Genomic DNA, 25656 nt, shown 5'->3' on the forward strand with positions numbered 1-25656 from the left:
TCCACTGTTTATTGAGTGCTCAAAATCTCTTATTGCGTTATATATTCTTCTTTAAAGATAGTGTCCTTGTTTTTTCGTGATTATTCTCATTTATAGTGATAATAAAATCTGTACTTATAAGTATAAATGGTATTACTTCTACTATCTGTTGAACATTTAATCTTCTTTTCGCAATATCCATTGCTACTTCTAAATCAAGTAGTAGCTAGTGCTCTCGAATATCGATAACCTGCTTAATTTCTCTACTAAATCTATTTGATTTACTGAATTTTTCAGGTATTTGGTTGTACCTAAAGACATTTTCAATATAAATTCCCTCCTTTTCCCTATACTTTCAAAGCCGAGTTGGCCTTGTGAATATAGAACAGATAAACGGCAGTAATTAAAAAAGCAAGACATTGAATCGCCATGCTTTTTTCAAATTAAGAAATCAATTCTTGTTCAACCATTGTCTGAGAGAAATCAAAAATCTAATTCTTATTATTTTTTTCTCTGCCTAAAACAATTTCTGCTATTTCATAAGCATAATTATCAGGCTCAAAATCCTCATAGTTACTTAATACTACAATAGATAATCCATCTTGTGGGAAACGTATAAATTGTGAACTATAACCAGCCCATCTCCCTGAATGTTCCAAGTATCGGCAATTATAGCCAGCTGCAATCTCCAGTCCAAAAGCATAATCCTCATTATCAATGATTGTCTCTCCAGTTGAGGAAACTTTCGGACCAATTTCACTCATCCTTTTCATTAAATCTTTTCCACCAACAGTACCTGAGGTTAAATTCTTCCCCCATATTACTAAATCTTCAACAGTTGTATGGCCTGCCCCATCCCCTGTATGTTCCCAAGGGCTTTCATATATTTCATATGCGCCTTGTTCATTCTTCAAGTATCCCCTAGCGATTGATATAGAAGTTGGATAGTGATCCACAATTGTTGTATCTTTCATATTTAAAGGATTAAAAATACGCTCCTTCATAAATTCACGTAGAGACTTACCACTCACCTTTTCTATTACTTGCGATAATAGAAAATATCCTGTATTGCTATACTCAAATTTAGTTCCTACTGAAAACCTTGCACTCTGGTGCTTATTAAGGTGTTCTAGTGATTCTTCTGGGGTCAATTTATCAGTATCTTTAATATTCGCGACTTCAGCTAATTCCTGATAATCAACTAGTCCACCAGTGTGGTGAATTAGATGTCGCAACGTTACAGGTTCAGCATATGTCCCTATGGAAGGAACAAACTTTATAATTGAATCATCTAAACTCAATTTCCCCTCTTGTTCTAAGAGTAAAATAGAAAATGCTGTGAATTGTTTCGTAATTGAAGCAATATTAAAAATTGTTTTTGTCGTTATAGCTAGACTTTCTTCTATCGAAGCTAAGCCAACTGATCCTTTATACGTTACTCCATTATCAAAACTCGCAATATATGCACATCCAGGCTCTTCGGCTGAAACTTTGTTAAACAATTGTTCAATCGTTGTGTGTGTCTTCTCGTTATAAATTTTATTCATCTCATTCGCCTTCCTAAACTTTCTTAGTCATTTAATTACAATAAACCCTTACTCATTTATAAAAATAACAATGGACAATCATGAAACTTTATAGCTTTTTCACTATTGTTATAAATGTTAAATATTTTTATTAGGGTAGAATCATTAAAAAATTAAATAAAATTTATTATAATTAAATATACATTAACATCTAATTAAATTTAAGTAAATAAAATTTAATTAGATTTAATTCACTTAAATTACTTATTTAAAGAAATTACGTATATAAACAATATAAATATTGGCTAAAAGATTATGGAATACAGGTAATCGTGTTAAAATTTCAACTTATACAAAACATAAACAGGAAAATATATCTTTAAATAAGGTCATTTTTGCATTAGGAGTAACTTCACCATTTTTAAATTTACCCCCACTGGATTTTGGAACAGGAAACGAGCACTAGAAGCATTGAGGTGGACTATTGAAGAAAAAGAAAAGCTAACAGAACAACAGTTATTATATATGTATACGCAAAGATGGTTGGTAAAACATAAATTATGGACACCTTTGAGAAAATATTGGAATGGGAGTCCATATGAAATGTTAAACGCTTTATATCCAAATCGATATTCAAAGAATATGCTAAAAGGTTATAGTAAGAATTAAAAATCAGGTTTGTTAAAATATCTAAAATACCACATATATACCTCCCTCTTTATTCCTTTGTTTATGCAATAACAATCAGTAAACAAAAAAGGCGCAAAGCCTTAGATTAGACTTTGCACCTTTACTGTTTACTACAACCGTTTTATATTACTGTTTTCCATCCCACTTTTCTAAACGGAAGTAGAATAATACACCGTCTTCAGTGTTGGTCACACCGTATTTCGCATCATGTAAATCAAATATATTTTTTACAATGGACAGCCCAAGACCCGTTCCACCACATACTCGTTTTCTTGATTTATCGCCCCTATAGAACTGATCCCATATTTTATCTATATTTTCTTCTGCTATATGTGAACCTTTATTTTCAAACCCTATATATACGTCGTGTTGTTTCTCTTTTACATCAATCACAATGATTTGTTTTGCATCTGTATAACGAATCGCATTTGTAAACAAGTTTGTTATAACCTGTTCCAATAAATTCGTTTTCCCCTTGACACACACATCATCTATATTTAATTTGATTTGTAGGGATTTTTCATCAATTTGAACTTGTAAATCTTGTTCTGCCTTTTGAATTAAGTCAACTATATTAACTTGCTCCATCTGTATTTGATATGTTCCTGATTCATATTTAGCTAAGTTTAACATTTCATCAATTAGTACATTCATTTTCTCTATTTCTTTTTCTAATGCGTCCCAATAGTATTGATTCATTTCAGGTGCAATACCATCTTGCAGCATGGAAGCAGATATTTGCATCACACTGAGGGGGGTTTTTAATTCATGTGAAACACCTGCAATGAAATCTTTTCTTGTCTGTTCTAGTTTCTTTTCTTTCTCTAAGTCCTTTTTTAACTGATTGATATACCCTTCCATTCTTTCTGAGAGCTGATTAATGTTAGAGGAAAGCTCTCCAATTTCATTTTTCGACTTGATAGAAAGCTTGTCTTGAAACTGGAATTCCATTATTTTTTTCGTTGCTTCATTAACCTTTAATAATGGCTTAGTGATAATTCTCGAGTAATAAAAACATACAATAAGCGATAGAACCAGCACAAATACTATAATATATATGTAATAATCACTCATTACATCTGTTGCTTTTGTAATTGGTTGTAACGAAGATAGCGTATAAATAAATTCCTTTACTTGACCATCTTTCATGAGTGGTTTTATCGTTTCTAGATACTTGATTCCATCTATACTAATTTCATTCTGCACCCATTCTTCTCCGCGTAATTTTACTTTATCGCTAATCCAATCCGACTGAAATTGCAAAATACGATTTGCAAATACTTCATTACTGTACAACGTGTTATCAATTTCTGGGTTGCTATAATTCGGGAAGCTAATTTCTGTTACAAGTCCTTCTAAGTAATAATATTTATCACTTTCTTCTTTTGAAAAAATTTTAATTCCATTTTTAGCGCCTGACATCATGTATTTCATTGTCTGATGATATGTAGGAGCTACAAAGTTTCCATCGTATCCTTTTATCCTTAGTGTTGTAGGAACAACAATATCCTTATTTGGTCCTTTACTCACTGTATCCATGATAGCTGTTTGGGTCGTCTTATCGATTAAACTCGTAATTAAAATGCTAAAATTAGAATCCATATCTCTCTTTGCGTTAATTAAATTATTAAATACGACTTTAGATGTTCGACTTGGATTATTTTTATCAGTCGCTTTTATATAGTAATCTCCTGATGGTAATTTCTTAATGTTTGCTACTTCATCAAGCCTAGCAATCATAATACCTTGCTGATTCGCATATGATAGTTCTTTACTCTGGAGTTTATTTTCATCCTGTTTATGTTCTTCGTAAAATGTATAATATTGTTTTAATTGTTTCTGAACATTTTCTTTTTCCTTATCTACATACATATACTTCATCACATACATTTGTCCAAAAAAGATAGTTGCGATGATCATGCAGCATAGTAAAAAGGTAAGAGAAAATAACTGAAATACAATTTTCTTTCTCATCATTTCTCTACCTCAAACTTATATCCCGTACGAACAACTGTAGTAATGTGCTTGGCTTTCTCACCTAGTTTCAAACGTACATTACGCATATGTGCAGTTAGAGTTTTATCATCTCCGTCATAATCATATCCCCAAATATTTGTGATTAATTGTTCTCGCGTTAATACTTGTTCCTTATGCTCCATTAAAGATTGTAAAATTTCATACTCTGTATGTGTAAAATCTATCTTTTGTCCATCTATTGAAACAGAACGTGCTGATTTATCTAAGCGAATACCACATAAATGAATGCAGTCCTGAAATTGTAAATTTTGATTTGTATCTTTGAACAAACGCTTTGCTCTCGCCAATAAAATTGCAGGTTTAAATGGTTTCGTTACATAATCATCTGCCCCTAGTTCAAATCCAAGTAATGTATCATCCTCATCACTTCGAGCTGTTAATAAAATAATGGGAACGTTAGAACTCTTGCGAATACGTCTACAAATTGACCACCCATCCATTACTGGAAGCATAATATCTAGTATGATTAAACTGACCTCATGATCATGTGCAGCAAATAACTCTAATCCAATTTGGCCATCTTCTGCTGTTATCACATCATATCCATCATGTGAGAAATAATGCGCTACCGTCTCTCTTATAATTTTTTCATCTTCTATAATTAAAACTTTTTTCATTTCTATTCTCATCCAATCTACGTTCTCTTTAAATCGAAATGGTCATCGCTTGTCTTCCCATCTGAATCCAAGACTGTTCAAAATTATTTCGATTAATCGCTCTATGTTTGTCCGTCTTTAGTGGATCGTTAATATATACATATTGGTCATCATAATCTGTCACAACGACACTATGTTGATGATATGTCACTTTCATTTCCCCTGTATCTGTTCTCCATGTATAAAATTGATTATCAGGTAATCGTTTAAAACGAGCATTTGTTAATACCCATACAGGAAGGCCTCGATCTATCGCTTCATAAATGTGTTCAGGTTCTTTGTAACTTAGATTCATCACTTTTTCATCCGGAACATACAACTTTGCCAATTCTAAAATCGGTTCAACAAAAACACCTAATCCAGGTTTATCAAAGGTAGCCATATCCCCGATAAACCCTTTGTGCATATTTCCCTTCAAACCATTACTTTGAAATGGTACATAGTGTATCTTTGAAGCCAATTCCATTTTATCTACTTTCACTCCTGAAAATTGTAATACCATAGCGAGACTTGTTACTTCACAACCGCGCATCAATTCTGGTTTTTGTAAGATAAGCGGAACATCTAATGGCTTTATTACCTCTTTTTCTTGTTCTATTAATATATTCTCTTTTTCAACTACTTCTGGTTTTTGTTCTACTTCTTGCACAATGACAGGTGGTTTCTTTTCACTTATAGGACTTTCACTATTTGACATACCTATACATATACCTAGTCCTGCGATAGTTAATAAACAAAATGTTTTTTTTCTACTATATTCCATAAATCCCTCTCCTCACTTCTTTCTAAGGAGAGTGTAGCTTGTTCATATTTAGATAATCTCATGTTCATAGAAAGATAAAGAGAAATCTATATCAAGATTATATAAAGATACATACTATCCTAAACAATCGTATGGGTAATAAAGTGTGCTTTCAAGAAGTAATATTTAACTATTTTAAATTGATTGCCCAGTAACACTCCAAATGCTATATGGATGAAAATTTTCTAATGCATTATATCGTAGAGCTAAATCCGTTCGTTATGTAAAAAAGAATCATCATACAAAGTTACGACTCTAGCGATGTGAGCATTCGCTCCTTTTACCATAATAAAATAACTCTTAAGAAAAACTTAAAAAATTTCCCTCTATATTCATAAGAACTTTTATCTATACTGAAAAATGTAAATAGATAAAAGGAGAAACGATCATGAAGAAATTTATAATTTGTATAATAGGAATAGGCCTTCCTATATACTTACTACCTTTCATATTACGCGGGGATTTAGACAGATTTAATCCAATTGCTGAAGAAAAAAATGTATACGCCGTTGCGAAGGGATATGGCATTCCAGATTATCATCATAAAGGAAGAGCTGTGTACTCACTAAAAGGTGTTGATGAATTAAGCAATGAAACAGAATATAAAGTTGGAACGAACACACCTAATGATTTTATAAGAAAAACTTACTTGAAAATTCATGTAAAAGGAAAGTATGTGTATTCTTACGATATTATCGCTGAAGAGGATATTCCGGAGAAAATAAGAGGGAAATTGAAGATAGAAGTTAAATAAAAGAGCCGACTCGTATGAGTTGGCTCTCCCGTCTATCATTGTTTCAACAACCATTCTTCAATTACTTTCACTGTTTCATCTCGTTGTGCTTTTGGCGTAATTAAGCTAGCATTATCACCTTTTTGCTCACCATACATGCCAAAATGAGCATGGTTTCCACCTTTTATCATGTGCATAGTTGTATTCTTTGACATAAACTTTTTATTGTCCTCTATTTTTTCTACAGTTGCTAAAGCATCTACTTCCCCATAAATTGATAACATCGGAATCGCTTTCATAGAGAAGTCATCTGCAGGATAAGAACCTAAGAAAATGATCCCATCTACCTTGTCCTCATGTTGAAAGGCATACTTAGAAATCATAGCTCCCCCCATTGAATGGCCCGCAACATACCATTTTTGAACTTCAGGATACTGTGCCATTACACTGTCTACTGCATTGATTCCAAGTATCGCTAAGTTTAATGGTAACTTAGGCATTACTACAAAGTGTCCATCTTTTGCAAGAGCTTCTCCCAAGTAACTATAAGCCTCCGCTTCTACTTTAGCACCTTGATAAAAAATAACCCCTATTTTAGCATCTTTCTCTCCAAAAACGATATGATCTTCACCTTTTTTATCATCTACTAACAACAAAGCCTCTTTCGTTGGTTTATAAGTAAACTGAGACCAAGTCAAAAACGTAATACTTCCTATAAGTAAAATACCGAGTAAAGAGTACAGCGTAATTTTTATCCATTTCTTCACAAAGATGACCTCCCTAAGATGTATATTCTATATTTCAGATTTTCATTAGCACACATAAAAACTCGAGCATTTTTATTATGCTCAAGTTTTTATTTACGCCTTTAATTTATACTATAAATGCTCCAAGATAAATATGTAGCAAATGTAGCCCATAAAAAATATGGAATGAGCAACCATGTCGATACTTTAGACAAACTGGAAGAAACCGCTATGAGAAGTAACGTAGTAACAGCGACTAGTAAACAATCTATTGTTGCTAAAAATAAATCTTTTTGACTGAATTGAAAGTAGCTGAACGCTTGATTGCACATATAATTTAAAAGGAATATAAACCAAAATGTTTTTGGCTTACATCCATATTTGTTGTAAATAATTGCAACTGATAATGCAATAAGTCCATATAATACCGTCCAAACTATTCCGATTGTCATGCCAGAAGGCGTCCAAGACGGCTTTTCCAGCGCATCGTACCACATACGATCAATTGGAAATAAAATACTAGAAACATAAAACAAACCATATGTTAGTAAAAATACTAGAATACTAGATTTTTTCATAAACATTCTCCTTTTTACTCGAAGGTTATAAAAACTTTATATGATTAGTATGTCCTTGTAATGGATGAAATTCTAATATTCAAGTTCCAAATACATATTGTTTAACCTATTTCATACGAATTCTTTCATACTTTTATATGCACAAAGTGCTCTCTCCCGCGCTGCCTTATGATCAACAACTGGCAAAGGGTATGTATCTCCTAGCTTTATATTAGCCTTTTGTAAAATATGCTCAGGTGCTTCCCACGGTTTATGTATATATTTATTAGGCATATCTTTTAATTCTGGTACCCATTTTCTTATATATTCTCCATCTTTATCAAACTTTTCTCCTTGTGTAATCGGGTTAAAAATACGAAAGTACGGTGATGCATCCGCTCCACTTCCAGCAACCCATTGCCACCCCATGGTATTATTTGCAATATCAGCATCTAGTAGTGTATCCATAAACCATTTTGCTCCTTCTTGCCACGGAATTAATAAATGCTTTACAAGAAAAGAGGCTACAGCCATTCTTGCTCGATTATGCATAAAACCTGTTTGCCATAGTTCCCGCATTCCCGCATCAATAAACGGATAACCAGTTTCACCCTTCTGCCATACTGTTAATAACTCCTCTTCATTATTCCACGGAAAATGTTCAAAATTCTTATTAAGAGGTTTATATACTGTAAATGGGTAATGATATAGTAAATAATAAGAAAACTCTCGCCAAATTAATTGACGGATAAAGCTATTCACTTGTTTTTCAAAAAGACTACATTGTCTTTCGGTACTTTTATTGATTAAGTAATGATACATCCACCTCACTGATATTTGACCAAATGAAAGATAAGGTGCCAACATCGAATGAGCATTTTGATTTGGAAAATCTCTTCCTTCACTATAAGAGGCTAATTTGCTAGAGAAAAATTTCTTACATGTTTTGTATGCCCCTTCTTCTGTAGGATCCCATATTGATTCTATATGAGATGTCCACGGTATAGTCGGCAGCAAGTGTAATTCTGTAACAGATAAGCTTTCTGGTAAAGAACTTCCCCATTTTATACTCTGCACTTTACTAATAGGTTTAGATATTACCTGCTTTTGAAATGCATTATAAAAAGGCGTAAACACCTTATATTCAGTGTTATCTTTCTTTTTAATCATCCACGGTTCTAATAATAAATGTGAATTAAATTCCTTACATGTAATACCTTTATCTTCTAACATCATTTTCATGTTTTGATTAAATTGTAATCTGTCCGGATCATAACAAATATTCCAATATACAGCCGTTATACCTAACTGTTCTATGAGAGAAAGTATTTCTTCCTCCGTACTTCCTTTACGAATGATTAAAGTAGAGCCCAATGCCTCAAGTTGCTTCTTTACATCTATTATTGCATGGTGTAACCACCACTTTGACGCACTTCCCATTGAAAAAGTTTCATCATGTACATATACCGGAACAACCTCACCGGACTGAGTAGCTTTAAATAGAGCTGGGTTATCATATAAGCGAAAATCTTTTTGAAACATAACAATAATTTTATTTTGCATGGCTATCCCTTCTGATTCTTAAAGCACAATTCATTTTTTATTAGAACAAGTACTTCTGTTATTTTTAAATGATTATAACAATCGTTCTTTTTATTTTATAATCTTCTTCATTATAAACATTGATTTTCTATCTCTCTAAGTACATCATTTCCTATATTATCTATCTTTTCATTTTTTACGTTATTATATAAACTCTGTAAAATCTTTAACTCTGTTCTTAAATGTAAAATGACACTAGATAATATATATAGCTTAGCTAAACTCTCTTTTCCACACTTCTCTTCATATACTTTTTGAAGAGTAGTAAGATATAACGTCAGTTGAGAGATTTTAATTTTTAGCTGTTCTAGAATTAATTGTTCCTCCCCATATTGTGCAAAAAGTAACGCTTCATATATAGGACGATGCATATCCTCTTTCTTTATCATTTGCTCTAATAATAAATGCTCAAATTCTTGTTTACCACTTTGAGTAATACCGTAAATAGTCCGTTCAGGGCGTTGTTCATTACGAATAATATCAACAACTTCTATAAAGCCCTTCTTTTCAAGTTGCTCAAATGTATAATATAAAGAGCCTTTTGTAATTTTTATATAATATTTCATTTCACTATTTTTTAAAAGTTGCTGGACTTCATACGGATGTCTATTCTTCTCCATAAGAAGACCCAGCATAAAAAGCTTTGTATTCATAATTCTCCACTCCTTAATAACCTATACCAATAGTATAAGCTAAAAATAAGCAAAGAATCTTTTTGTTTTATAAAATTTATGAATTCGAATTCACTTTATTATCCTTTGTGCTAGCTTTGACATTCCCCATAAATAATATTGCCATAAATGAAACGATAATTGGAATTAAAGCTAATAGAAATACAGTAGTAATTGAAGATGACATAGCGGCTATAATTTTTTCAAGAATAAAAGTAGGGATACTGGCCCTTATATCTGAGCGAAATATTGCACTTGGATCACCTAAATTATTTAACATGCTGGAACCGTGTTCTATTCCCTTAAAAGCATCCTTTAAATTAGCTGTAAAGGTACTATTTTGAATGGAGCCAAAAATCGTTACCCCAATTGTCATACCTAGTGAACGAAAGAATGAATTTGTTGAAGTAGCTGAGCCACGGAATCTCGGTTCCATATTATGAATAGAAACTGTAGGAAGTAAAGAAAACGAAAATCCAACCCCAAATCCCGTTATAATCATGTATATCGTTAAAAGTGCACGGCTTGTTTGCGGATCCATCGTTCCTAATAAATACATACCTATCCCAAAGGATATTACAGATAATAACATTAAGTTGCGGTAACTAATTTTCGTTTGAAATATTCCGCCAATGGCACTACCTACGACAGAACCTAACATCATTGGTGTTAAAATTAATCCAGCATTAGTTGCTGTTCCACCATATACAGCCTGAACAAAAATAGGAATGAATACTGTTAAAATAACAAATGTTGCTCCATAGAAAAATGTAATAATTTGAGATATTGCAAACTCCTTACGCTTAAACATCCAAAATGATATGATCGGATCTTTCACTTTTCTTTCTACCAATAGGAAGCCAATAAAAAATACAATAAACGATGTAAATAACCCAATGATTTGTATCGAATCCCACTTAAACTCTTTTCCTCCTAATTCTAAAGCGAACATTAAGCTAATTACTGCTATTACGAGCGTTATCGCCCCCCACCAATCAATATTTTGCTTAGTAGGTGGATTATTTTCTTTATAAGCTTTTAAAATAAAAATTAATGACATTAAACCAATTGGAATATTGACGTAAAAAATCCAATGCCAACTAATATTTTCTGTTATATACGCGCCTAATAAAGGTCCTAATACACTTGAAGAACCAAATACGGCCCCTAATAATCCAGTCATTTTTCCTCTTTTTTCAATAGGAAAAATATCAAATACAATGGTAAAGGCGATTGGCATAAGTGCACCCCCACCTATACCTTGAATTGCACGATAAATACTTAGCTGAACAATGCTTTGCGCAGTACCACATAATGCAGAACCAATTAAGAAGATTAATAAACCAAAAATATAGAACCTCTTTCTACCATACATATCAGATAATTTCCCAAAAATAGGCATACCAGCCATAACTGCAACCATATAAGCAGAAGTAACCCAGACGAATTTATCCAATCCACCCAAATCTGAGACAATTGTACCAATTGAAGTAGCAACAATTGTATTATCCATTGCAGCCATTAAAATGCCTAGCATTAAACCAGCTATTACTAAGCGTAAGTTGCTCTCTTTTGCAACCATACCTCTTTCCTCCTTTTTTCACACCCAACAGAATAAATAATCTAATTAAACTATATACTCATTATAGTTTAATTAGACTATTTTTCAATAAAAAAATAAATCCCCCCAAAATATATTGGAGAGATTACAAATGTAGAATTGCTTCCTATATAAAATAATTAAAACCGTTAAAACGATCACTTCTTTATACTACTGTGATTTTGCGTACATATAGCTTATTCATTTAGTTTTGGTCTAGTTTGTAAATATAAATTCAAATCTGGACTTGAACCGCTAATAATTACATCTCGAACCATTTTAGAAAGTGCCATACTATATACTAATCCATTATCTCCATACGCATAGATAAAGTGACAATTTGGAAACTCTTCATACATTCCAATTATAGGTAAACCATCATGAGTACCACCATAAAAAGCGCTTAAATAAAATTCAGGTTCAACCGTAATATTTGGAAAGAGCTTATTAAATTCATTCACTAATTTCTCTTTTTTATGGATTAATTTTGAATCTCTTTCTTGAGCAATGTTTGTATCTTCATCTAACCCACCTATAATAATCCTGTTATCTGCAGTAGTTCTCATATAAATATATGGTCTCGCAGTTTCCCAAATGAGAGTACGTTTATACCAAGAAGATAAATCTTCTACAGGATTAGTAACAATTGCATACGAGCTAATTAGTGTAGCGTTCTTTTCCTTTTTAAATTCCAAACCTTCATATCCTGCAGCCACAATTACTTTATCGGCAGTAATAGAATTGCCCCCTTTTGTATAAAAAACAGCACGCTCTTTCTCTAACTTTTTGCCAACAATCTCCGTATCTTCATAAATGTGGACTCCTTTATTAGAAGCTTGTTTTAATAAACTATGTGTAAATTTATACGGATTTATTTCACCATCGTTATACGTATAAATAGCTGCACGTTTTTTAAATGGATATCTCTGTCCAATTTGTTCCTCTGATAGCCAAGTCGCTTTAAAATCATGCTTATGTAAATAATACAGTTCTTTCTCTAATTTCTTTATATCCTCTTCATAACTTGCATAATATAAACTGTCACGTCGTTTAAAGTCAGAGCAATAAGGTGAATTTTGATCAGCATATTCAATATCATTAATAGCTTGTTCACATAATTTCATATGCTTAACTGCATACTCTTCTCCAAATGTATTTACAAGTTCAAAAAACATCTTGTCACCTAAATATTGAATAAGTGCTGTATTTGTAAGGTTACTTCCGTGTCCTACCTTTCTTTTATCAACGACAACAATCTTTAAATCTGATTCACTTAAATAGTATGCGGATTGAGCACCGGAACTCCCTGCTCCTATTATTAGTACGTCACATTTTATATCTTCTTCCAATTGAGGATAAGAAGGTGTATTAGAAAAAGTTGTGTTCCAATATAATTTCCCTGTCTGTAAATCCATTTAAAGTGCACCGTCCTAAATAAAATAGTTATATCCCCATCTGTATCTCCAAATCATTCTTACTATATACTTCTTATCAAAATTATTCTTGCTATCATTAAATTATTAGTACAATATGTTTGTCCACTCATATTTGGTATTAAACTAAGCTTATAAAAAGTTAATAGTATATATATTATTTATTTTCATTTAGAAATTTAAGAACTTGGTTAAAAGCTTCTTGACCTGCTGGAGTGTTCATTTTAAATTGAAATTCATGCGCTAACTTCCCAGAGATATTTTTATCGAAGAAAAGTGTATCTACAGGTACTCCTTTATTTTGTAAAGTAGAAGCTAATGCTTTAGCTTGCTCTTCAAATGATGCAGTATTTCCATCTGTAATGAACGTTGGTGGATAATCTTTTGTAACGTGTTGATAAATAGAGGCGATTTCCATTTCAGGTAATGTTTCAAACTTCTTTTTCCCAAAGTAAGCCCAGCCAGTAGTACGCATAAAGTCTTGCACTTCTTTGGATGTTTCCATTTTAGCTAATGCAGGCATATTATACGGACCGCAAAATAGCAGTATACCTTTAATTGTAGAAGGAGCAACAATAGCGTCGATTCCAGTTAATTTCGCATAATCTGGAGATGTTTGAATAGTAACGAATTGTCCAGATATTTGCGCTCCAGCAGAATCTCCGGCAAAATACAGGTCATCTAGTTTCACATTATATTTCTTTGCATTTTCTTTTATATATTCGTAAGCCTCACCAAGTTGTAGTACTGGTGTAGGATACTTTCTTTTAGGAGCAAGAGCATAATTTATATTTATTACTGTATAACCACGAGCAGCTAATTCTACTGCATAACCAGTAATGTCTGATTTATCTCCACCTACAAACCCACCCCCGTGCACCCAAAAAATAACAGATTTTTTTCCCGTAAGGTTTTTGGGATAAATAATATCTAATGTACCATCAGGAAATTTAGAATTATAATTGATATCTTTAACAATTCGTGTCTCTTTTAGAGCATTTTTATAATTGTTAGATTGAACAAACATTCCACCTTCAAATGCTTTTTTTATGAGAAACGCTTTTGGAATAGGTGAAACATTCCAAAAAACAACTCCCGCAATAATCAATCCGAAAACAATACAAATAGTTAGCAACATTCTTTTTTTCCATATTATTTTAGGTTTTAACTGTTTTATTGTCATAATTAAAGAATCTCCATTATTTTTAATAATAATCTTAAAATAAATCACAACATAAACTTTTATTTCCCACCTGCTAATCCGTCCTTAAAATTTCATCCAAAAGGTTATATATTTTTATTATGTACATATTAGATATCTCCTATAAAACACATTAAAAATTCAAACAAAAAGAGCAAAAGATCCCCATTTATAGAAGATTTCTTTTGCTCTTTGTAAAAGACATAAGTCCAAATAAAAGTTGCTTATCTATCGATAATTTACACATAAGAATGCATTTGTTTTACTACTTGATTAGCAGAAACTTCAACAACTGTTTCTTTTCCACCTGTTCTATCAATCTTGAAACCATGAACTTTAACATTAGAAGGCACTAACGGATGATGACGAATCATATCTATACTCTTCTCAATATTTTCACTAACATTTTCTTTTCCACTTAGCCATTCCTCAAGACTACCACTTGAAAATTCAGGCATGCAATTTTTAAAGAGATAGTCTAGTTCCTTGTTATTTTTTATGGAATCACGTTGAATTTGTAGATTAACTACATTAGTTTCTTTATCCTCTATTCCGACAACAAAAATTTCTTCCACATTTTCTTCATAAATAGCAATAATAATAGATCTCATTATATCTCCATAAGGATGTACAATTACAGAATCGTAGCTGTGTATAGTCAACATGTTTTCTCGTTGAACGTTAGTTACTTGTTGGATAATAGGCTCTATCCCGTGTTCAATGTCTGTTAACAATAAAACCTTTTTATTCTTTGCATTCATATATAGCACTCCTTCTTCATGATTGTATTTATGAAACTTTTAAACTAGTAACGATAGTTGATTGTTCATGACATGATTGTTACCAATTTTTCCATTGTCCTTCTGGATCAACACTCGCCAGTCTAACCCACCCATTTTTAACTTTTTCTCGAAATGTGAAATCATTCTTTAGCAAACGTTCTATATATTTAGTAGGCGCTTGAATTACAATGAGTAAACGAAGTGGTGAGTGATACGTCTCATTATCTGACTGCATAACGGATTGCCAAGGTAAGCCTGATAACAAATCACTTGCATTTCCCTGCATAACACCGAGACCTGACGTTACAGTTTGTGTTGTTTTATTCCCACTACCATAATAATGAGGGGCTACAGTTGAAGCGTAATATTGTAGATTGATCCACTGCGCTACTGTTCCTGGTCCCGCTATGATGCTAGCTAATATATCGCCACTTTCATCCTGTTTCCAATCATAATTATGAAGGAAGGCCCTTCCTTCTAAGTCACAATCCTGCGTTAATTCACGCTGTCCGATGATAAAAGATGCATTACGGGCTAATCCCCATTCTGGACGTATTTCACTCCAATCTTCTGCAAATCGATGTGCCTCTTTACTCGGATTTTTTATTTTCGTTTTAAAATTAGGTAATTGTGTTAAACGCTCTCTGTTTGCATGTTGGCTCACATTTGGCATAACTGACTCAATACGATCAAATGCTTCTTGCGCAGCTTCCGAAAGTTTTGGGACGTAAATCCATTCCAATTCGTCCACTGTTGTTTTATGTTCAGCTGCTACAAAAATGGTATCCTCAGGAATTTTAATACCTTCAGCAGACAATGCCTCTCTTACTTCTGGAAGATTACATAAAGTAGCAAAAACTCTTGCATTGAATCCTCCTGCTGCTCCGCCACAAGCACCACACTCAAGCGCTGCAGCATAAGGGTTGTTCGTACTTTGACTACTATGTCCGCACATTACAACTAAAGGCGCGAATTTTTCTGTCAATCCCACCATTTTTAAAGTTTGACGCACATAGTTCACTTTTTCTTCTTTCGTAAAACCGATCGGTATCTCACATTTTGTATCATGAACATGATTAAGTGAGAATGTTGTATCAGGTTTTTGTAACATCGTTTTACGAAGGTTACGAATGAAACTGCCTACTCTTCTTGGCACAAAACTTCTTGTCACCATTTGTAAGCCAAGTAAAGGGCCACTTACCTCAGGTAGTAACATACTTGTCAATACATTTTGTTTCATCGTCTTAAACGTATAACTTACTGAGCTGTCTATCTTCTTGCGTTGTTTATAATTTTTAAATTCCTTTTCATCCGCGAGTTCTTTTATTTGATGTTTCGGTTTTAATATAACCGGCAAAGAAGGATAACTGTCATTACTACCTAGTTCACTAGTCGCAATTGGTAACCCGAAGAAACCGGCTATTCCAAACGTTTCGAACGGACCTAATTTTTCTAGGTGGCGACGAAAAGGTTCTGAACGTACATCAATACAGAATGCTAATTGAGCTAATACATGTTTTTTATCATTCGTTGCACGTTGTTTAGAAGCGATTTTCTCCCTTAATTGCTCAGCATGCGTCTGTTCCCAAGCTTCCAGCCAAAGTTTCTTGCGAATATTTTCATCAAAACGATAGGCAAATGCTAATAATTCACTTTGTTCAGTGGCAGACATTTGTAACCATTCCTCTATTGAAATATCCCCCCAATAGATCCAAGAAGCTATAAGTGGGACAACCTCAACTTTTTTCTCAATCTTTTGATTTTTTATAGGTAAATAAGGTTTTACAATGGCTAGCTCCATAGAAATTCGAACTGCTAAATATTCAATCATAAGTTCCTGTTCCTGAATTGATTGTTGGGAACGCCATCGTATCATTCCTGCCCATCCAGGCAAAGCAAGCAAGTGACCTTCAAGGTAAGCTTGCTTGTTAGATTCAGAAATTCCTAGTTCAGATAATGCTTTTGTTAAAGCTCCCTGGGCATCTTGTGGCCAATCTTTTAAAACTTTACGCTCATTTTTACTGAGCGCTGGATCAAATGTAATAAGGTGGTGCCATGCACGATACAAGCCTTTCTCTCGGTTTGGCATCGTCCAGCTTGCCCCGGAGTCATCCAAATATAATTTACACCATTTAATGATGTGATAATTAAGAATATCAGATAGGTTTTCACCCTTTTGATCCTCTATAAGTGAACTGATTAATTGCAAAGAAGAATCTTTCATACCCCCTGTATTTATATAACTTATTTCTTCTGCTAATTTATTTAATTCTGGCGATGATAACAAACTAGAAGGTAATCTTTCTAACTTTAAAGCTTCTTGGCAAAAACGCTCCGCTTTCTCTCGCGGAATATGAAAAGATTGTGAATCAAGCCAACGAGACAAGCCACTTTGTAAAAATAATTCCTCAATCTCCCCTTTTGCCTTTGCCGAATGAATCATAGAAGCACTCGGATATATATCCACATTACGAATTTCTTTTAACCAATCTGCAACTTGTTCAAATGATTGTTTTTCAAGCCCCATCCAAGGGTGATGAGCTGCAAATGTAGCAATCGGCCAAAGTGGTGCAATCACTCGGCTAGCAGATTTAACTAAATCATTCATATTATTTTCTTGTACTTCAATGTTTGTCTCTTTCTTTTTTAAAGTTTCTTTCGTTACGATTGACGATATGCCCATCACTGATTACCTCCTTTTGATACATAATGTTTCAGATAGCTTGGATGACTTTCTACTGACTTTCTTCTCGCCTCACCTACTCGAACGAACCAAAGGTACATTACAGCAAATATAGTAGAGGATTGGTTACGAGTAACGAGAGTACTAATAGCACTACCAAATAATAAGAGACATATAACAAAAATAACGGCTGGAGCTGAAGGTTGAACGCTTTGATACATGTCAGTATGCAACCATTTATAAAGAGAATTATGAACTGTAAAGTAAATGAGAGAAAATCCAGCTAAAATAAATAGACCAACAATTCTTCCCATTCTTCCCTCTCCAAAAACAACAAGCTGTTTCCATGAAAAGTATAATGACCACCCTAAGACGAACGCACTAACGAATTGATACCCTTCTCCAGAAGTCGTAAACCAAAATGCAATCACTATAAATAATCCGAAAACACGCCCGACTATCATCCATAAATTGGACATCTTTTCATTAGACTGCTTCACTTCCCCAAAACGTTGTACGGAAGAACCAGCTTGTAAAAACAGTGTAGCTTTAAACAAACCATGTAAAATTAAATGAATAACAGCCGCTAAATAAGCTCCTAATGCGCATTGAATCAGCATAAACCCCATTTGTGCAATAGTTGATCCCACTAGCTGACGTTTATAATCAACCTGAACTAGGCTAATTCCTGTTCCGATTAAAACAGAAATACTAGAGAAAATTAGTAAAATGATTTGTGCAATATCATCATGAAACAGTGGCGAAAATCTAGTTAACATGATACCGCCAGCATTTACTAACCCCGCATGCATAATAGCAGAAACAGGAGTTGGAGCAACAGCCGACTCAATTAACCATCTTTGGAAAGGCCATTGTGCTGCTGGAATCATCACAGCTACTATAATGAATAAGTTAATTCCTGTTTTCTCCAACGTTCCAAATTGAGCTACATTTTCATTCGTTACAACTGATGTTAACTGCCACTGTCCAGTGATTTGAAAAAGCCAAATGATAGCTGCTAGCAAGGCGATCCAGCTTATTGTAAATAAATAACTAGAAATTTTTGTTGCTTCGCTAACTACTTTCCATCCTTTATTTAGACCTATGAGTAAAACCAATCCAATAAGAGTTGCTCCCCAACAAATAATCATGAAACGAAGATCATTACTTAGCCATGCAACTGAAGATACACCTGTAGTAAATGTAAAAAGTGCAAAGTATTTTCGATATGAGCGATCCCCCAGTAAGTAACGTATAGAAAAACGTTGAATGATTAAACCAATTGTAAGAACAAAGAAAGACATGAACCAAGCTAAAGTATCTAAATGCCAAGGCCCTACAACGCTATCTCCATTGTGATTAACAAGTGCGAGTAAAGAAACCAATGAAGGCAATGCAGCGATACCAATATGGATATGAACAAAACGTAAAGGTATCCTTGCATGTAAAAACAATAATCCACTTAGCCAAGAAGCACTAAGCGCCATAAAAAATAATGTTAACAATGTTGATGAACTTAGCGAAATTAACATGTAAATACTCCCTTCTAAACGAAAATAAACTGTAAGAATTCCTTTTCATTACGATAATTTTTTAAATTTTCATTCACTCTTTTTAGTACATCGTTTTTTCCCATAAAAAAAACCGACAACTTCCATAATTCAATGATTTTATATCATCATTGAATTATGGAGATTGTCGGTTTCCCTTCAACTAACTTCAATAAAGTTTTTTGAAGAGCTCCCATTTTATAAAAGAATGTATGTATTACTCCTATTAAAAAGAAAAGTATATTTCTGATCTCCTAGATTATACAATCAATATATCAATTTATGTTATGCGCCATCTTTTCATTAAGAAACTTTTTCATTTAGTCAATATTACATATTAAAAAAATGCTAAAGCCTTAATTATAGCAAACAGTTAAAATAAGCATCTATTCATTTTTAAAACAATTATAAGATAAACCATATTAAGCATTTTGTCAATTTTTTATCAGTTTTTAAGATTTATTATACGTAAATAACTTCAAATTTTTAATTATTATCATGTTAATAAATATAAATAAAGTGCGAAATTTTTAGGTTTCTTAATTATCTCCCTCTAACTCTACGGTGGTTTTAATTTTTAAAACTTTTCCTCAAGATTATGAAACAATTTAAAAATCATTACTCGTTCACCTGTACGAGAGCTTATATCCGTATGAAAACTTTTCACTTTCTCTCCAGTTAATTCTAGTATGATCTCTTTCAAATCGTCAATTCCAGATTCAACTAGCTCCGAACGATTTTTCTTTATCGTTAGCATACCATCTTTCGTTTCGCAAACAGTATATTCAGCCGGTGTTAAAATACCTTGTAAATTTACGATAATCATATCTCGTAATATATCTGTCTTAACGGATATAGACCCGCGTCCTAAGTAGTCCTTCTCCCAGTGCGTAATTGCTTTGCTTATCTCTGATTCAATAGAGCCTTTTGAGTTTTTCATTTATGTATCCTCCTTAAATAAAATAAATTTACAATAACAATATAATAATCTGGATTGATTTTATTTTCAATTATTGAGAAGAATTTATTGGGGTAGCAAAAAAGAACTCTTATAAAATTAAGAGTCCTTTTTATATTATTTCGATAAAAAGAAAAACAAGTACCTCAATATTAGATCACTTACTTTTCTTTCATCATACACTTTCTAAACAACCCTATAAACCATTCTAATTACTTGCTTCTTTTTCAAGTTTTTGAGTCGCCACCTTTTTAGGCATGAAACATGCAAAGATTAATGCTACAAAAGATAAGAATAACATAAATAGATAGGCATCACCTGAGCCGAAAATAGAAGATAATTTCGCTAGTTGAATAGCGGCAATGCTTCCATTTTCTAAAGATAACTCTGAAGCGTGTGAAGTTGCTTGAGTCGTATATATAGTAATAACAACTGCTGTTCCAATAGCACCTGCTAATTGACGAATCGTATTATTTACCGCTGAACCATGTGAACCTAATTCTCTAGGTAAAGCATTTAGTCCTGCTGTATTTAAAGACATTGAAATGAAACTTAATCCAATTCGCAAAATAATAGTGCGCACCATTACATACATATACGTTGTAGATTCAGTTAAATCAATTACACCCCACATCGAAATAATAATAAATACTAACCCTGTAATAAAGAGTGGTTTTGCTCCGTATTTATCATACATTTTACCTGTAATAGGTGATAAGAATGCATTAATAACAGCTCCAGGTAATAGAAGCAAACCTGTTTCAAATGCGGTAAAGCCTCTTCCATTTTGTAAGTAAATCGGTAAAAGAATTAAATCAGCATACATAATCATCGTGACGAGTACGTTTATCACTGATGTAAGAGTAAAAATTTTATACTTAAATACGGATAAATTTAATAATGGATCGTTAGACTTTATTTGACGTAAGCAAAATAACGCTGTAACAATTATACCGGTAATAATTGTTGTAATAACAATTGGATGACCCCATCCCTTACTTCCTGCACTACTGAATCCAAATAAAACACAACCAAAGCCAATCGTTGATAAAATGACGCTTACAATATCCAACCTTGCTTTTGTCGTATCTGCAACGTTCATTAAATATTTCAGTGCAAGAATAATGACGATGAATACAAATGGAGCTAATCCAATAAATAACCATCTCCATGATACATATTCAATGATAAAACCAGATAACGTTGGAGCGATTGCTGGCGCAAAAATCATGGCAAAGCCGATAGTTCCCATAACACTCCCACGCTTTTCACTAGGGTATAAATATAAAATAACTGTCATCATGAGCGGCATAATAATTCCCGCCCCAATTGCTTGAATCATTCTTCCTGTTAATAACATGCCAAAATTGATGGCACCGGCACATAGTAATGTTCCGATGAATAAAAAAAGCATTGAGCTAGTAAATAATTGCCTTGTTGTAAAACGTTTCATTAAAAATGCCGTAATTGGCACTAACACACCGTTTACGAGCATAAAACCTGTTGATAACCATTGTACAGTTGCAGCTGTAACATCAAATACCTCCATTAAGTTACTCATTGCCACATTAAGTAACGTCTGGTTTAATGTCGATAAAAAACATCCAGCAATTAGTACAATTAATAAAACTTTCTTATTTCTTTCTGTTATTCCCTTCTCCATTTGTAAACTCCCTTTTTCCATAGTTGCATTATCGACACAGTGTCGATAAAATTCATAGTAACAAAGATACATATTCCTGACCATGAACAATTTTGTTGAAAATGTTCATTAATCGACATTGAAAATATGCTTTGTCGAGAAAGTCAAAGAAAAATCTATAAAGGAGTTTAAAAATGTCTACATCTAAAAAAGAGGATCCTCGTACACTTCGTTCAAGAGAAATGTTTAAAAATGCCGTCTATTCCCTTTTACAAGAGGAATCTACTATTTCAAATTTAACAGTTCAGAAAATAGCAAACAAAGCTGGGTTAAATCGGACAACATTTTACTTACACTATCAAGATATTCAGGATTTACTCATGCAGCTCACTGATGAAATTTTAAATGAACTTTCTAATAAAATTACTGCTTTAATACACGTAAGTGATTTATCCGAAAAACAACAGCTAACACAATTGCTTGATTATTTATATACTCATCGAAATTATTTATCCATTTTATTTAATATGAATCATTTTGAAGAACAATTATTTCTATTAATAAAGCGATTAGTAGAAACGAGAAGGAATAATAGTGAGACAGAGCTACCAGCAGATTATGTCGCTATTGAGATTAAAACTGCCTCATTGGTAGGAATCATCATGTGGTGGATAAGAAATGGACTTCATTTTAGTTCAGATTATATTACAAATCAAATTTATTTCATGTACAGAGGATAATGATTGCAGGCTATTTACTAATAGAATGAGGTTAGAGCATATGAGCCCTGTTTCGCTACGGAGAAAAACGCGAATTTCGTACACTAAGAGAATTTGAATATAAAAAATCCCCCGATTGTTAGAATGTGCTTAACAATCGGGGGACACTTCATGGAAATCGACTTTGTATTAGTTATTGTTTTAGTAATAAAAACATCTTTTTAAAATAACTATATTTATACTATAGACGTTGATCTTTCTGGAAGTTTAGACAAAAATGATCCTCATCATTATATACCCCAAATTCATACCCTTGCTCTTTATAAAATGTAATAATTTCAGGGAGAGCTTGTAATGTTTGCGCCTTTTCATGCATTAAAACAACTTCTACCTCTTCTGTTGTTTGTTTCTTTACATTTTCAATAATTTGAGTTGAATTATCTTTTAATTTCCAATCATTTGAGTCTATAGTCCAATCCCAAACTTTCATTCCTGCTTCTACAATTTGATTACGAATTTCATCACTCTTTAATCCTGGTGCAGATCCATATGGCGGACGAACCAGTTTAGGAGTTGCGCCTGTGATATTATGAATTAGAGCTAACGTTTCTTTCATCTCCGGTACAAATTGTCCTTTTTTGTATAGCTTATCACTATTATGTGTCATACTATGAGCACCAATATAATGTCCTTCTTTTACCGCTCTTTTTACGTTTTCCTGAAAACCTGTATTTTGTAAATTACTACCTTGCATAAAAAATGTCGAAGCAACATTTTGCTCTTTTAATACATCTAAAAATTTCCCAGTTAATTCACTAGGACCGTCATCGAATGTTAAATAAACAACCTTTCCTAACGGTTTTCCATCAGGTCTTTTCTGTTTTTCCGGTAATGTTCCCTTATTCCTTTCTTGTTGCTGCGTATTAACTTGATCCATACTTTCATACGCTACTCCCTTCGCCGGGATAGCATTCCATTTCCCAATTAAAAAGAATGTGAAAAATGTCGCTGCTAAAACAACTCCTAGAGATATTATTGCCTTTGTTACTATACTTGTTTTTTTCTTACTTTGCGATTCTTTCATGATGTTTCGATCCTTTCCCTATTAATTATTTATAAGGCTGAATTGTTAGTTTCAGCCGGTATTTACAATAAATAGATTAATAGAGACGGATAAAGATAAAATGCAGATAATGTCGAAACCAGTTAAAGAATAGCCTATTACATTCACTCTTCTGCAAAATATTTGTTTCTCTAATACAGTTAAATTTGAACACCGAATATACACCCAAAATAAAAAACACTAATCTTTCTAAACATCATTTTTATATTAAGATACAAGAATACCGGTATTAAGATAAAATACAGAGATAACCTTACTATTGAAATTCTATTATAATTTTGTAATTGGAATGAATTTGGATTACATAAAGAACCAGAAGAAATAATATGATTTGGAGGTATCACGATGAGCCTTTTAATTAGGGAGTTAGAAACAAATGATTTAGATAATTTCCCGGAGATTGATGACAGTTTTATAGTGAATGCTCGGTTAATGCTTTCTCTTTCAAAAGTAAATAGACACATAGAATATACAGTAGAAGACGTTCCGAGTTATGAAAAAAGTTATTTACAAAATGATAATGAAGAACTGGCGTACAATGAATATATAAATAAGCCAAATCAAATAATTTACATAGCACTGTTACATAACCAAATCATTGGATTCATAGTATTGAAAAAGAATTGGAATCACTATGCTTACATAGAAGATATAACGGTGGATAAAAAATATCGTACACTCGGGGTTGGTAAAAGATTAGTTGTTCAAGCAAAACAGTGGGCAAAAGAAGGCAACATGCCAGGTATCATGCTTGAAACGCAAAATAATAATGTCGCAGCATGTAAGTTCTATGAAAAATGTGGATTTGTAATTGGTGGGTTTGATTTTCTTGTTTATAAAGGCTTAAATATGACAAGTGATGAAGTTGCAATTTATTGGTATTTGCATTTCGACTCTTAACGTTAAAAATAGTCAAAATAAAAACCCCAATCTCTCCATATTAAAATTGAGAAATTGGGGTTAAGTTACTTAACAATATTTTTATTTAAAACCAGTAACTTATTAATAATCCTGCTGATAATAAAAAGCCAAAAATCGTATTTGTCATCGCTGTTGATTTCATTGCGATGCGCATATACCCTGGATCCTTTGCTCCTTTTTGGAAACTTTGAATGGCGGAGATTGGCTTTCTCAAACCTAGGAACATCACTAATGCCCAAGGGCTTATATAACCCATTAATACAATTACAGCGATCCATAAATAAGCAATGAAAAAGGCTACAGCTAGTGTTACTACTGCTTTTTCTCTCCCAAGGAGGATGACTAATGTCTTTCTTCCACCTTTAATATCTTCTTCGATATCTCGGATGTTATTTGACATGTTGATTGCACCGACTAAAATTCCAATTGGAATGGAAATTAATACACTTTCAGTCGTTATCGTATTCGTTTGAATAAAGAAAGCAATAAGTACAAAGCATGTCCCCATCAACAATCCAGAAACTAATTCCCCAAACGGAGTGTACGCAATTGGTAATGGACCACCTGTATATAAATAGCCAACCGCCATTCCAATTAAACCGATGACAACTAACCACCAGCTACTATTCATACAAATATAAACTCCAATAAATGCTGCTACTACATACAATAAAAGTGCAACTGTTAAAACATTTTTTGGTTTCAATCCATGACGGACAATTCCGCCACCAATTCCAACAGAATCAGCTGTATCTAATCCACGTTTGAAATCATAGTACTCATTAAATAAATTCGTTGCTATTTGCAATGCTAAACATGCAACCATCATCGCAATAAATAAAAGCCAATCAATTTTGGCAACATAAAGTGATGCCACTGTCCCTAAAATTACAGGAGAAAACGTCGCCGTTAACGTATGCGGGCGCGTCATCTTCCATATTAATTTAGCGGAACTAATTTCTTTTTCTGTCCCCATAACTCTGTTCAATCTCCGATACGATAAACTTAACTAAATCTATACAATTCAATCAAATTTACACAAGTT

At 33.0% G+C, this 25656-nt stretch carries 21 protein-coding genes and 1 pseudogene; 4 read left to right on the top strand and 18 right to left on the bottom strand.

Features of this window, described 5'->3' with window-relative positions; genetic code table 11:
- Positions 1 to 470: 470 nt before the first annotated feature.
- Complete coding sequence (locus RTP99_RS20900; RefSeq protein ID WP_001034047.1) at positions 471 to 1526, bottom strand: serine hydrolase domain-containing protein; 1056 nt, start codon at positions 1524 to 1526, stop codon at positions 471 to 473.
- Positions 1527 to 1925: 399 nt separating this feature from the next.
- Here RTP99_RS20900 and RTP99_RS20905 point away from each other — a divergent pair.
- A pseudogene (locus RTP99_RS20905) lies at positions 1926 to 2174 on the top strand (DUF4046 domain-containing protein); the annotation flags it as partial.
- 147 nt (positions 2175 to 2321) lie between these two features.
- Here RTP99_RS20905 and RTP99_RS20910 read toward each other — a convergent pair.
- Genes RTP99_RS20910 through RTP99_RS20920 form a run of 3 tightly spaced genes read right to left on the bottom strand, consistent with a single transcriptional unit; the run spans position 2322 to position 5651 of the window.
- Positions 2322 to 4169 carry a HAMP domain-containing sensor histidine kinase gene (locus tag RTP99_RS20910; protein WP_001227604.1) on the bottom strand — a complete coding sequence of 616 codons (1848 nt, stop codon included), beginning with the start codon at positions 4167 to 4169 and terminating at the stop codon, positions 2322 to 2324.
- A complete protein-coding gene (locus RTP99_RS20915) occupies positions 4169 to 4849 on the bottom strand; it encodes a response regulator transcription factor (RefSeq protein ID WP_011040476.1) in 681 nt (226 codons plus the stop codon). Before RTP99_RS20915 ends, RTP99_RS20910 begins: the two co-directional genes overlap by 1 nt.
- 28 nt (positions 4850 to 4877) lie before the next feature.
- Positions 4878 to 5651 carry a C39 family peptidase gene (locus RTP99_RS20920; protein ID WP_000456803.1) on the bottom strand — a complete coding sequence of 258 codons (774 nt, stop codon included), beginning with the start codon at positions 5649 to 5651 and terminating at the stop codon, positions 4878 to 4880.
- Between the two features lie 427 nt (positions 5652 to 6078).
- Between RTP99_RS20920 and RTP99_RS20925 the strand changes: the two genes are divergently transcribed.
- Positions 6079 to 6444: a YxeA family protein gene (locus RTP99_RS20925; RefSeq protein ID WP_000713453.1), complete on the top strand. Its 366-nt coding sequence runs from the start codon at positions 6079 to 6081 to the stop codon at positions 6442 to 6444.
- Between the two features lie 35 nt (positions 6445 to 6479).
- Here RTP99_RS20925 and RTP99_RS20930 read toward each other — a convergent pair whose 3' ends face one another.
- The 12 genes from RTP99_RS20930 to RTP99_RS20985 form a co-directional block, all read right to left on the bottom strand.
- On the bottom strand, positions 6480 to 7190 hold the full coding sequence (locus RTP99_RS20930) for an alpha/beta hydrolase (protein WP_000758839.1): 711 nt from the start codon (positions 7188 to 7190) through the stop codon (positions 6480 to 6482).
- Between the two features lie 101 nt (positions 7191 to 7291).
- Positions 7292 to 7747, bottom strand: coding sequence for a TspO/MBR family protein (locus tag RTP99_RS20935; protein ID WP_000749772.1), 456 nt, complete (start codon positions 7745 to 7747; stop codon positions 7292 to 7294).
- A gap of 111 nt (positions 7748 to 7858) precedes the next feature.
- A complete protein-coding gene (locus RTP99_RS20940) occupies positions 7859 to 9289 on the bottom strand; it encodes a cryptochrome/photolyase family protein (RefSeq protein ID WP_001179990.1) in 1431 nt (476 codons plus the stop codon).
- Between the two features lie 110 nt (positions 9290 to 9399).
- Positions 9400 to 9981, bottom strand: coding sequence for a PadR family transcriptional regulator (locus tag RTP99_RS20945; RefSeq protein WP_001093178.1), 582 nt, complete (start codon positions 9979 to 9981; stop codon positions 9400 to 9402).
- Between the two features lie 76 nt (positions 9982 to 10057).
- The gene (locus RTP99_RS20950; RefSeq protein ID WP_042875254.1) at positions 10058 to 11581 is read right to left on the bottom strand and encodes an MDR family MFS transporter; all 1524 of its coding nucleotides are present in this window, start codon (positions 11579 to 11581) and stop codon (positions 10058 to 10060) included.
- Between the two features lie 215 nt (positions 11582 to 11796).
- Positions 11797 to 13014: an NAD(P)/FAD-dependent oxidoreductase gene (locus RTP99_RS20955; protein ID WP_000365728.1), complete on the bottom strand. Its 1218-nt coding sequence runs from the start codon at positions 13012 to 13014 to the stop codon at positions 11797 to 11799.
- Positions 13015 to 13189: 175 nt separating this feature from the next.
- Entirely contained in the window at positions 13190 to 14215 is a 1026-nt protein-coding gene (locus RTP99_RS20960) for an alpha/beta hydrolase (RefSeq protein ID WP_011040477.1), read from the bottom strand.
- A 257-nt stretch (positions 14216 to 14472) separates the two neighbouring features.
- The gene (locus RTP99_RS20965; protein ID WP_000992255.1) at positions 14473 to 14994 is read right to left on the bottom strand and encodes a carbonic anhydrase; all 522 of its coding nucleotides are present in this window, start codon (positions 14992 to 14994) and stop codon (positions 14473 to 14475) included.
- Between the two features lie 79 nt (positions 14995 to 15073).
- On the bottom strand, positions 15074 to 17698 hold the full coding sequence (locus RTP99_RS20970) for a DUF2309 domain-containing protein (RefSeq protein WP_000512989.1): 2625 nt from the start codon (positions 17696 to 17698) through the stop codon (positions 15074 to 15076).
- Positions 17698 to 19230: an NADH dehydrogenase subunit 5 gene (locus tag RTP99_RS20975; protein ID WP_000908916.1), complete on the bottom strand. Its 1533-nt coding sequence runs from the start codon at positions 19228 to 19230 to the stop codon at positions 17698 to 17700. The genes RTP99_RS20970 and RTP99_RS20975 overlap by 1 nt, the downstream gene beginning before the upstream one ends.
- A gap of 595 nt (positions 19231 to 19825) precedes the next feature.
- Positions 19826 to 20188, bottom strand: a complete 363-nt coding sequence (locus RTP99_RS20980; protein WP_000798158.1) for a Na-translocating system protein MpsC family protein — start codon at positions 20186 to 20188, stop codon at positions 19826 to 19828.
- A 226-nt stretch (positions 20189 to 20414) separates the two neighbouring features.
- On the bottom strand, positions 20415 to 21869 hold the full coding sequence (locus RTP99_RS20985; protein WP_000410731.1) for a DHA2 family efflux MFS transporter permease subunit: 1455 nt from the start codon (positions 21867 to 21869) through the stop codon (positions 20415 to 20417).
- 173 nt (positions 21870 to 22042) lie between these two features.
- Here RTP99_RS20985 and RTP99_RS20990 point away from each other — a divergent pair, with 173 nt between their 5' ends.
- Positions 22043 to 22588: a TetR/AcrR family transcriptional regulator gene (locus RTP99_RS20990; RefSeq protein WP_000107859.1), complete on the top strand. Its 546-nt coding sequence runs from the start codon at positions 22043 to 22045 to the stop codon at positions 22586 to 22588.
- A gap of 220 nt (positions 22589 to 22808) precedes the next feature.
- Here RTP99_RS20990 and RTP99_RS20995 read toward each other — a convergent pair whose 3' ends face one another.
- On the bottom strand, positions 22809 to 23651 hold the full coding sequence (locus tag RTP99_RS20995) for a polysaccharide deacetylase family protein (protein ID WP_000665169.1): 843 nt from the start codon (positions 23649 to 23651) through the stop codon (positions 22809 to 22811).
- A gap of 384 nt (positions 23652 to 24035) precedes the next feature.
- Between RTP99_RS20995 and satA the strand changes: the two genes are divergently transcribed.
- Positions 24036 to 24590: a streptothricin N-acetyltransferase SatA gene (gene satA / locus RTP99_RS21000; RefSeq protein ID WP_000054742.1), complete on the top strand. Its 555-nt coding sequence runs from the start codon at positions 24036 to 24038 to the stop codon at positions 24588 to 24590.
- An 85-nt stretch (positions 24591 to 24675) separates the two neighbouring features.
- Here satA and menA read toward each other — a convergent pair whose 3' ends face one another.
- Positions 24676 to 25587 carry a 1,4-dihydroxy-2-naphthoate polyprenyltransferase gene (gene menA, locus RTP99_RS21005; protein ID WP_000536373.1) on the bottom strand — a complete coding sequence of 304 codons (912 nt, stop codon included), beginning with the start codon at positions 25585 to 25587 and terminating at the stop codon, positions 24676 to 24678.
- Positions 25588 to 25656 lie beyond the last annotated feature (69 nt).

Origin of the sequence: Bacillus sp. (in: firmicutes), assembly GCF_031983925.1 — a bacterium.
Lineage (GTDB): Bacteria > Bacillota > Bacilli > Bacillales > Bacillaceae_G > Bacillus_A > Bacillus_A pacificus.

What these genes read in the sequence shown, in the direction of transcription:
- RTP99_RS20900 (WP_001034047.1), bottom strand. Translation starts at nt 1,526, where the DNA reads ATGAATAAAATTTATAACGAGAAGACACACACAACGATTGAACAATTG.
- RTP99_RS20910 (WP_001227604.1), bottom strand. Translation starts at nt 4,169, where the DNA reads ATGAGAAAGAAAATTGTATTTCAGTTATTTTCTCTTACCTTTTTACTA.
- RTP99_RS20915 (WP_011040476.1), bottom strand. Translation starts at nt 4,849, where the DNA reads ATGAAAAAAGTTTTAATTATAGAAGATGAAAAAATTATAAGAGAGACG.
- RTP99_RS20920 (WP_000456803.1), bottom strand. Translation starts at nt 5,651, where the DNA reads ATGGAATATAGTAGAAAAAAAACATTTTGTTTATTAACTATCGCAGGA.
- RTP99_RS20925 (WP_000713453.1), top strand. Translation starts at nt 6,079, where the DNA reads ATGAAGAAATTTATAATTTGTATAATAGGAATAGGCCTTCCTATATAC.
- RTP99_RS20935 (WP_000749772.1), bottom strand. Translation starts at nt 7,747, where the DNA reads ATGAAAAAATCTAGTATTCTAGTATTTTTACTAACATATGGTTTGTTT.
- RTP99_RS20940 (WP_001179990.1), bottom strand. Translation starts at nt 9,289, where the DNA reads ATGCAAAATAAAATTATTGTTATGTTTCAAAAAGATTTTCGCTTATAT.
- RTP99_RS20945 (WP_001093178.1), bottom strand. Translation starts at nt 9,981, where the DNA reads ATGAATACAAAGCTTTTTATGCTGGGTCTTCTTATGGAGAAGAATAGA.
- RTP99_RS20950 (WP_042875254.1), bottom strand. Translation starts at nt 11,581, where the DNA reads ATGGTTGCAAAAGAGAGCAACTTACGCTTAGTAATAGCTGGTTTAATG.
- RTP99_RS20955 (WP_000365728.1), bottom strand. Translation starts at nt 13,014, where the DNA reads ATGGATTTACAGACAGGGAAATTATATTGGAACACAACTTTTTCTAAT.
- RTP99_RS20960 (WP_011040477.1), bottom strand. Translation starts at nt 14,215, where the DNA reads ATGACAATAAAACAGTTAAAACCTAAAATAATATGGAAAAAAAGAATG.
- RTP99_RS20965 (WP_000992255.1), bottom strand. Translation starts at nt 14,994, where the DNA reads ATGAATGCAAAGAATAAAAAGGTTTTATTGTTAACAGACATTGAACAC.
- RTP99_RS20970 (WP_000512989.1), bottom strand. Translation starts at nt 17,698, where the DNA reads ATGGGCATATCGTCAATCGTAACGAAAGAAACTTTAAAAAAGAAAGAG.
- RTP99_RS20975 (WP_000908916.1), bottom strand. Translation starts at nt 19,230, where the DNA reads ATGTTAATTTCGCTAAGTTCATCAACATTGTTAACATTATTTTTTATG.
- RTP99_RS20980 (WP_000798158.1), bottom strand. Translation starts at nt 20,188, where the DNA reads ATGAAAAACTCAAAAGGCTCTATTGAATCAGAGATAAGCAAAGCAATT.
- RTP99_RS20985 (WP_000410731.1), bottom strand. Translation starts at nt 21,869, where the DNA reads ATGGAGAAGGGAATAACAGAAAGAAATAAGAAAGTTTTATTAATTGTA.
- RTP99_RS20990 (WP_000107859.1), top strand. Translation starts at nt 22,043, where the DNA reads ATGTCTACATCTAAAAAAGAGGATCCTCGTACACTTCGTTCAAGAGAA.
- RTP99_RS20995 (WP_000665169.1), bottom strand. Translation starts at nt 23,651, where the DNA reads ATGAAAGAATCGCAAAGTAAGAAAAAAACAAGTATAGTAACAAAGGCA.
- satA (WP_000054742.1), top strand. Translation starts at nt 24,036, where the DNA reads ATGAGCCTTTTAATTAGGGAGTTAGAAACAAATGATTTAGATAATTTC.
- menA (WP_000536373.1), bottom strand. Translation starts at nt 25,587, where the DNA reads ATGGGGACAGAAAAAGAAATTAGTTCCGCTAAATTAATATGGAAGATG.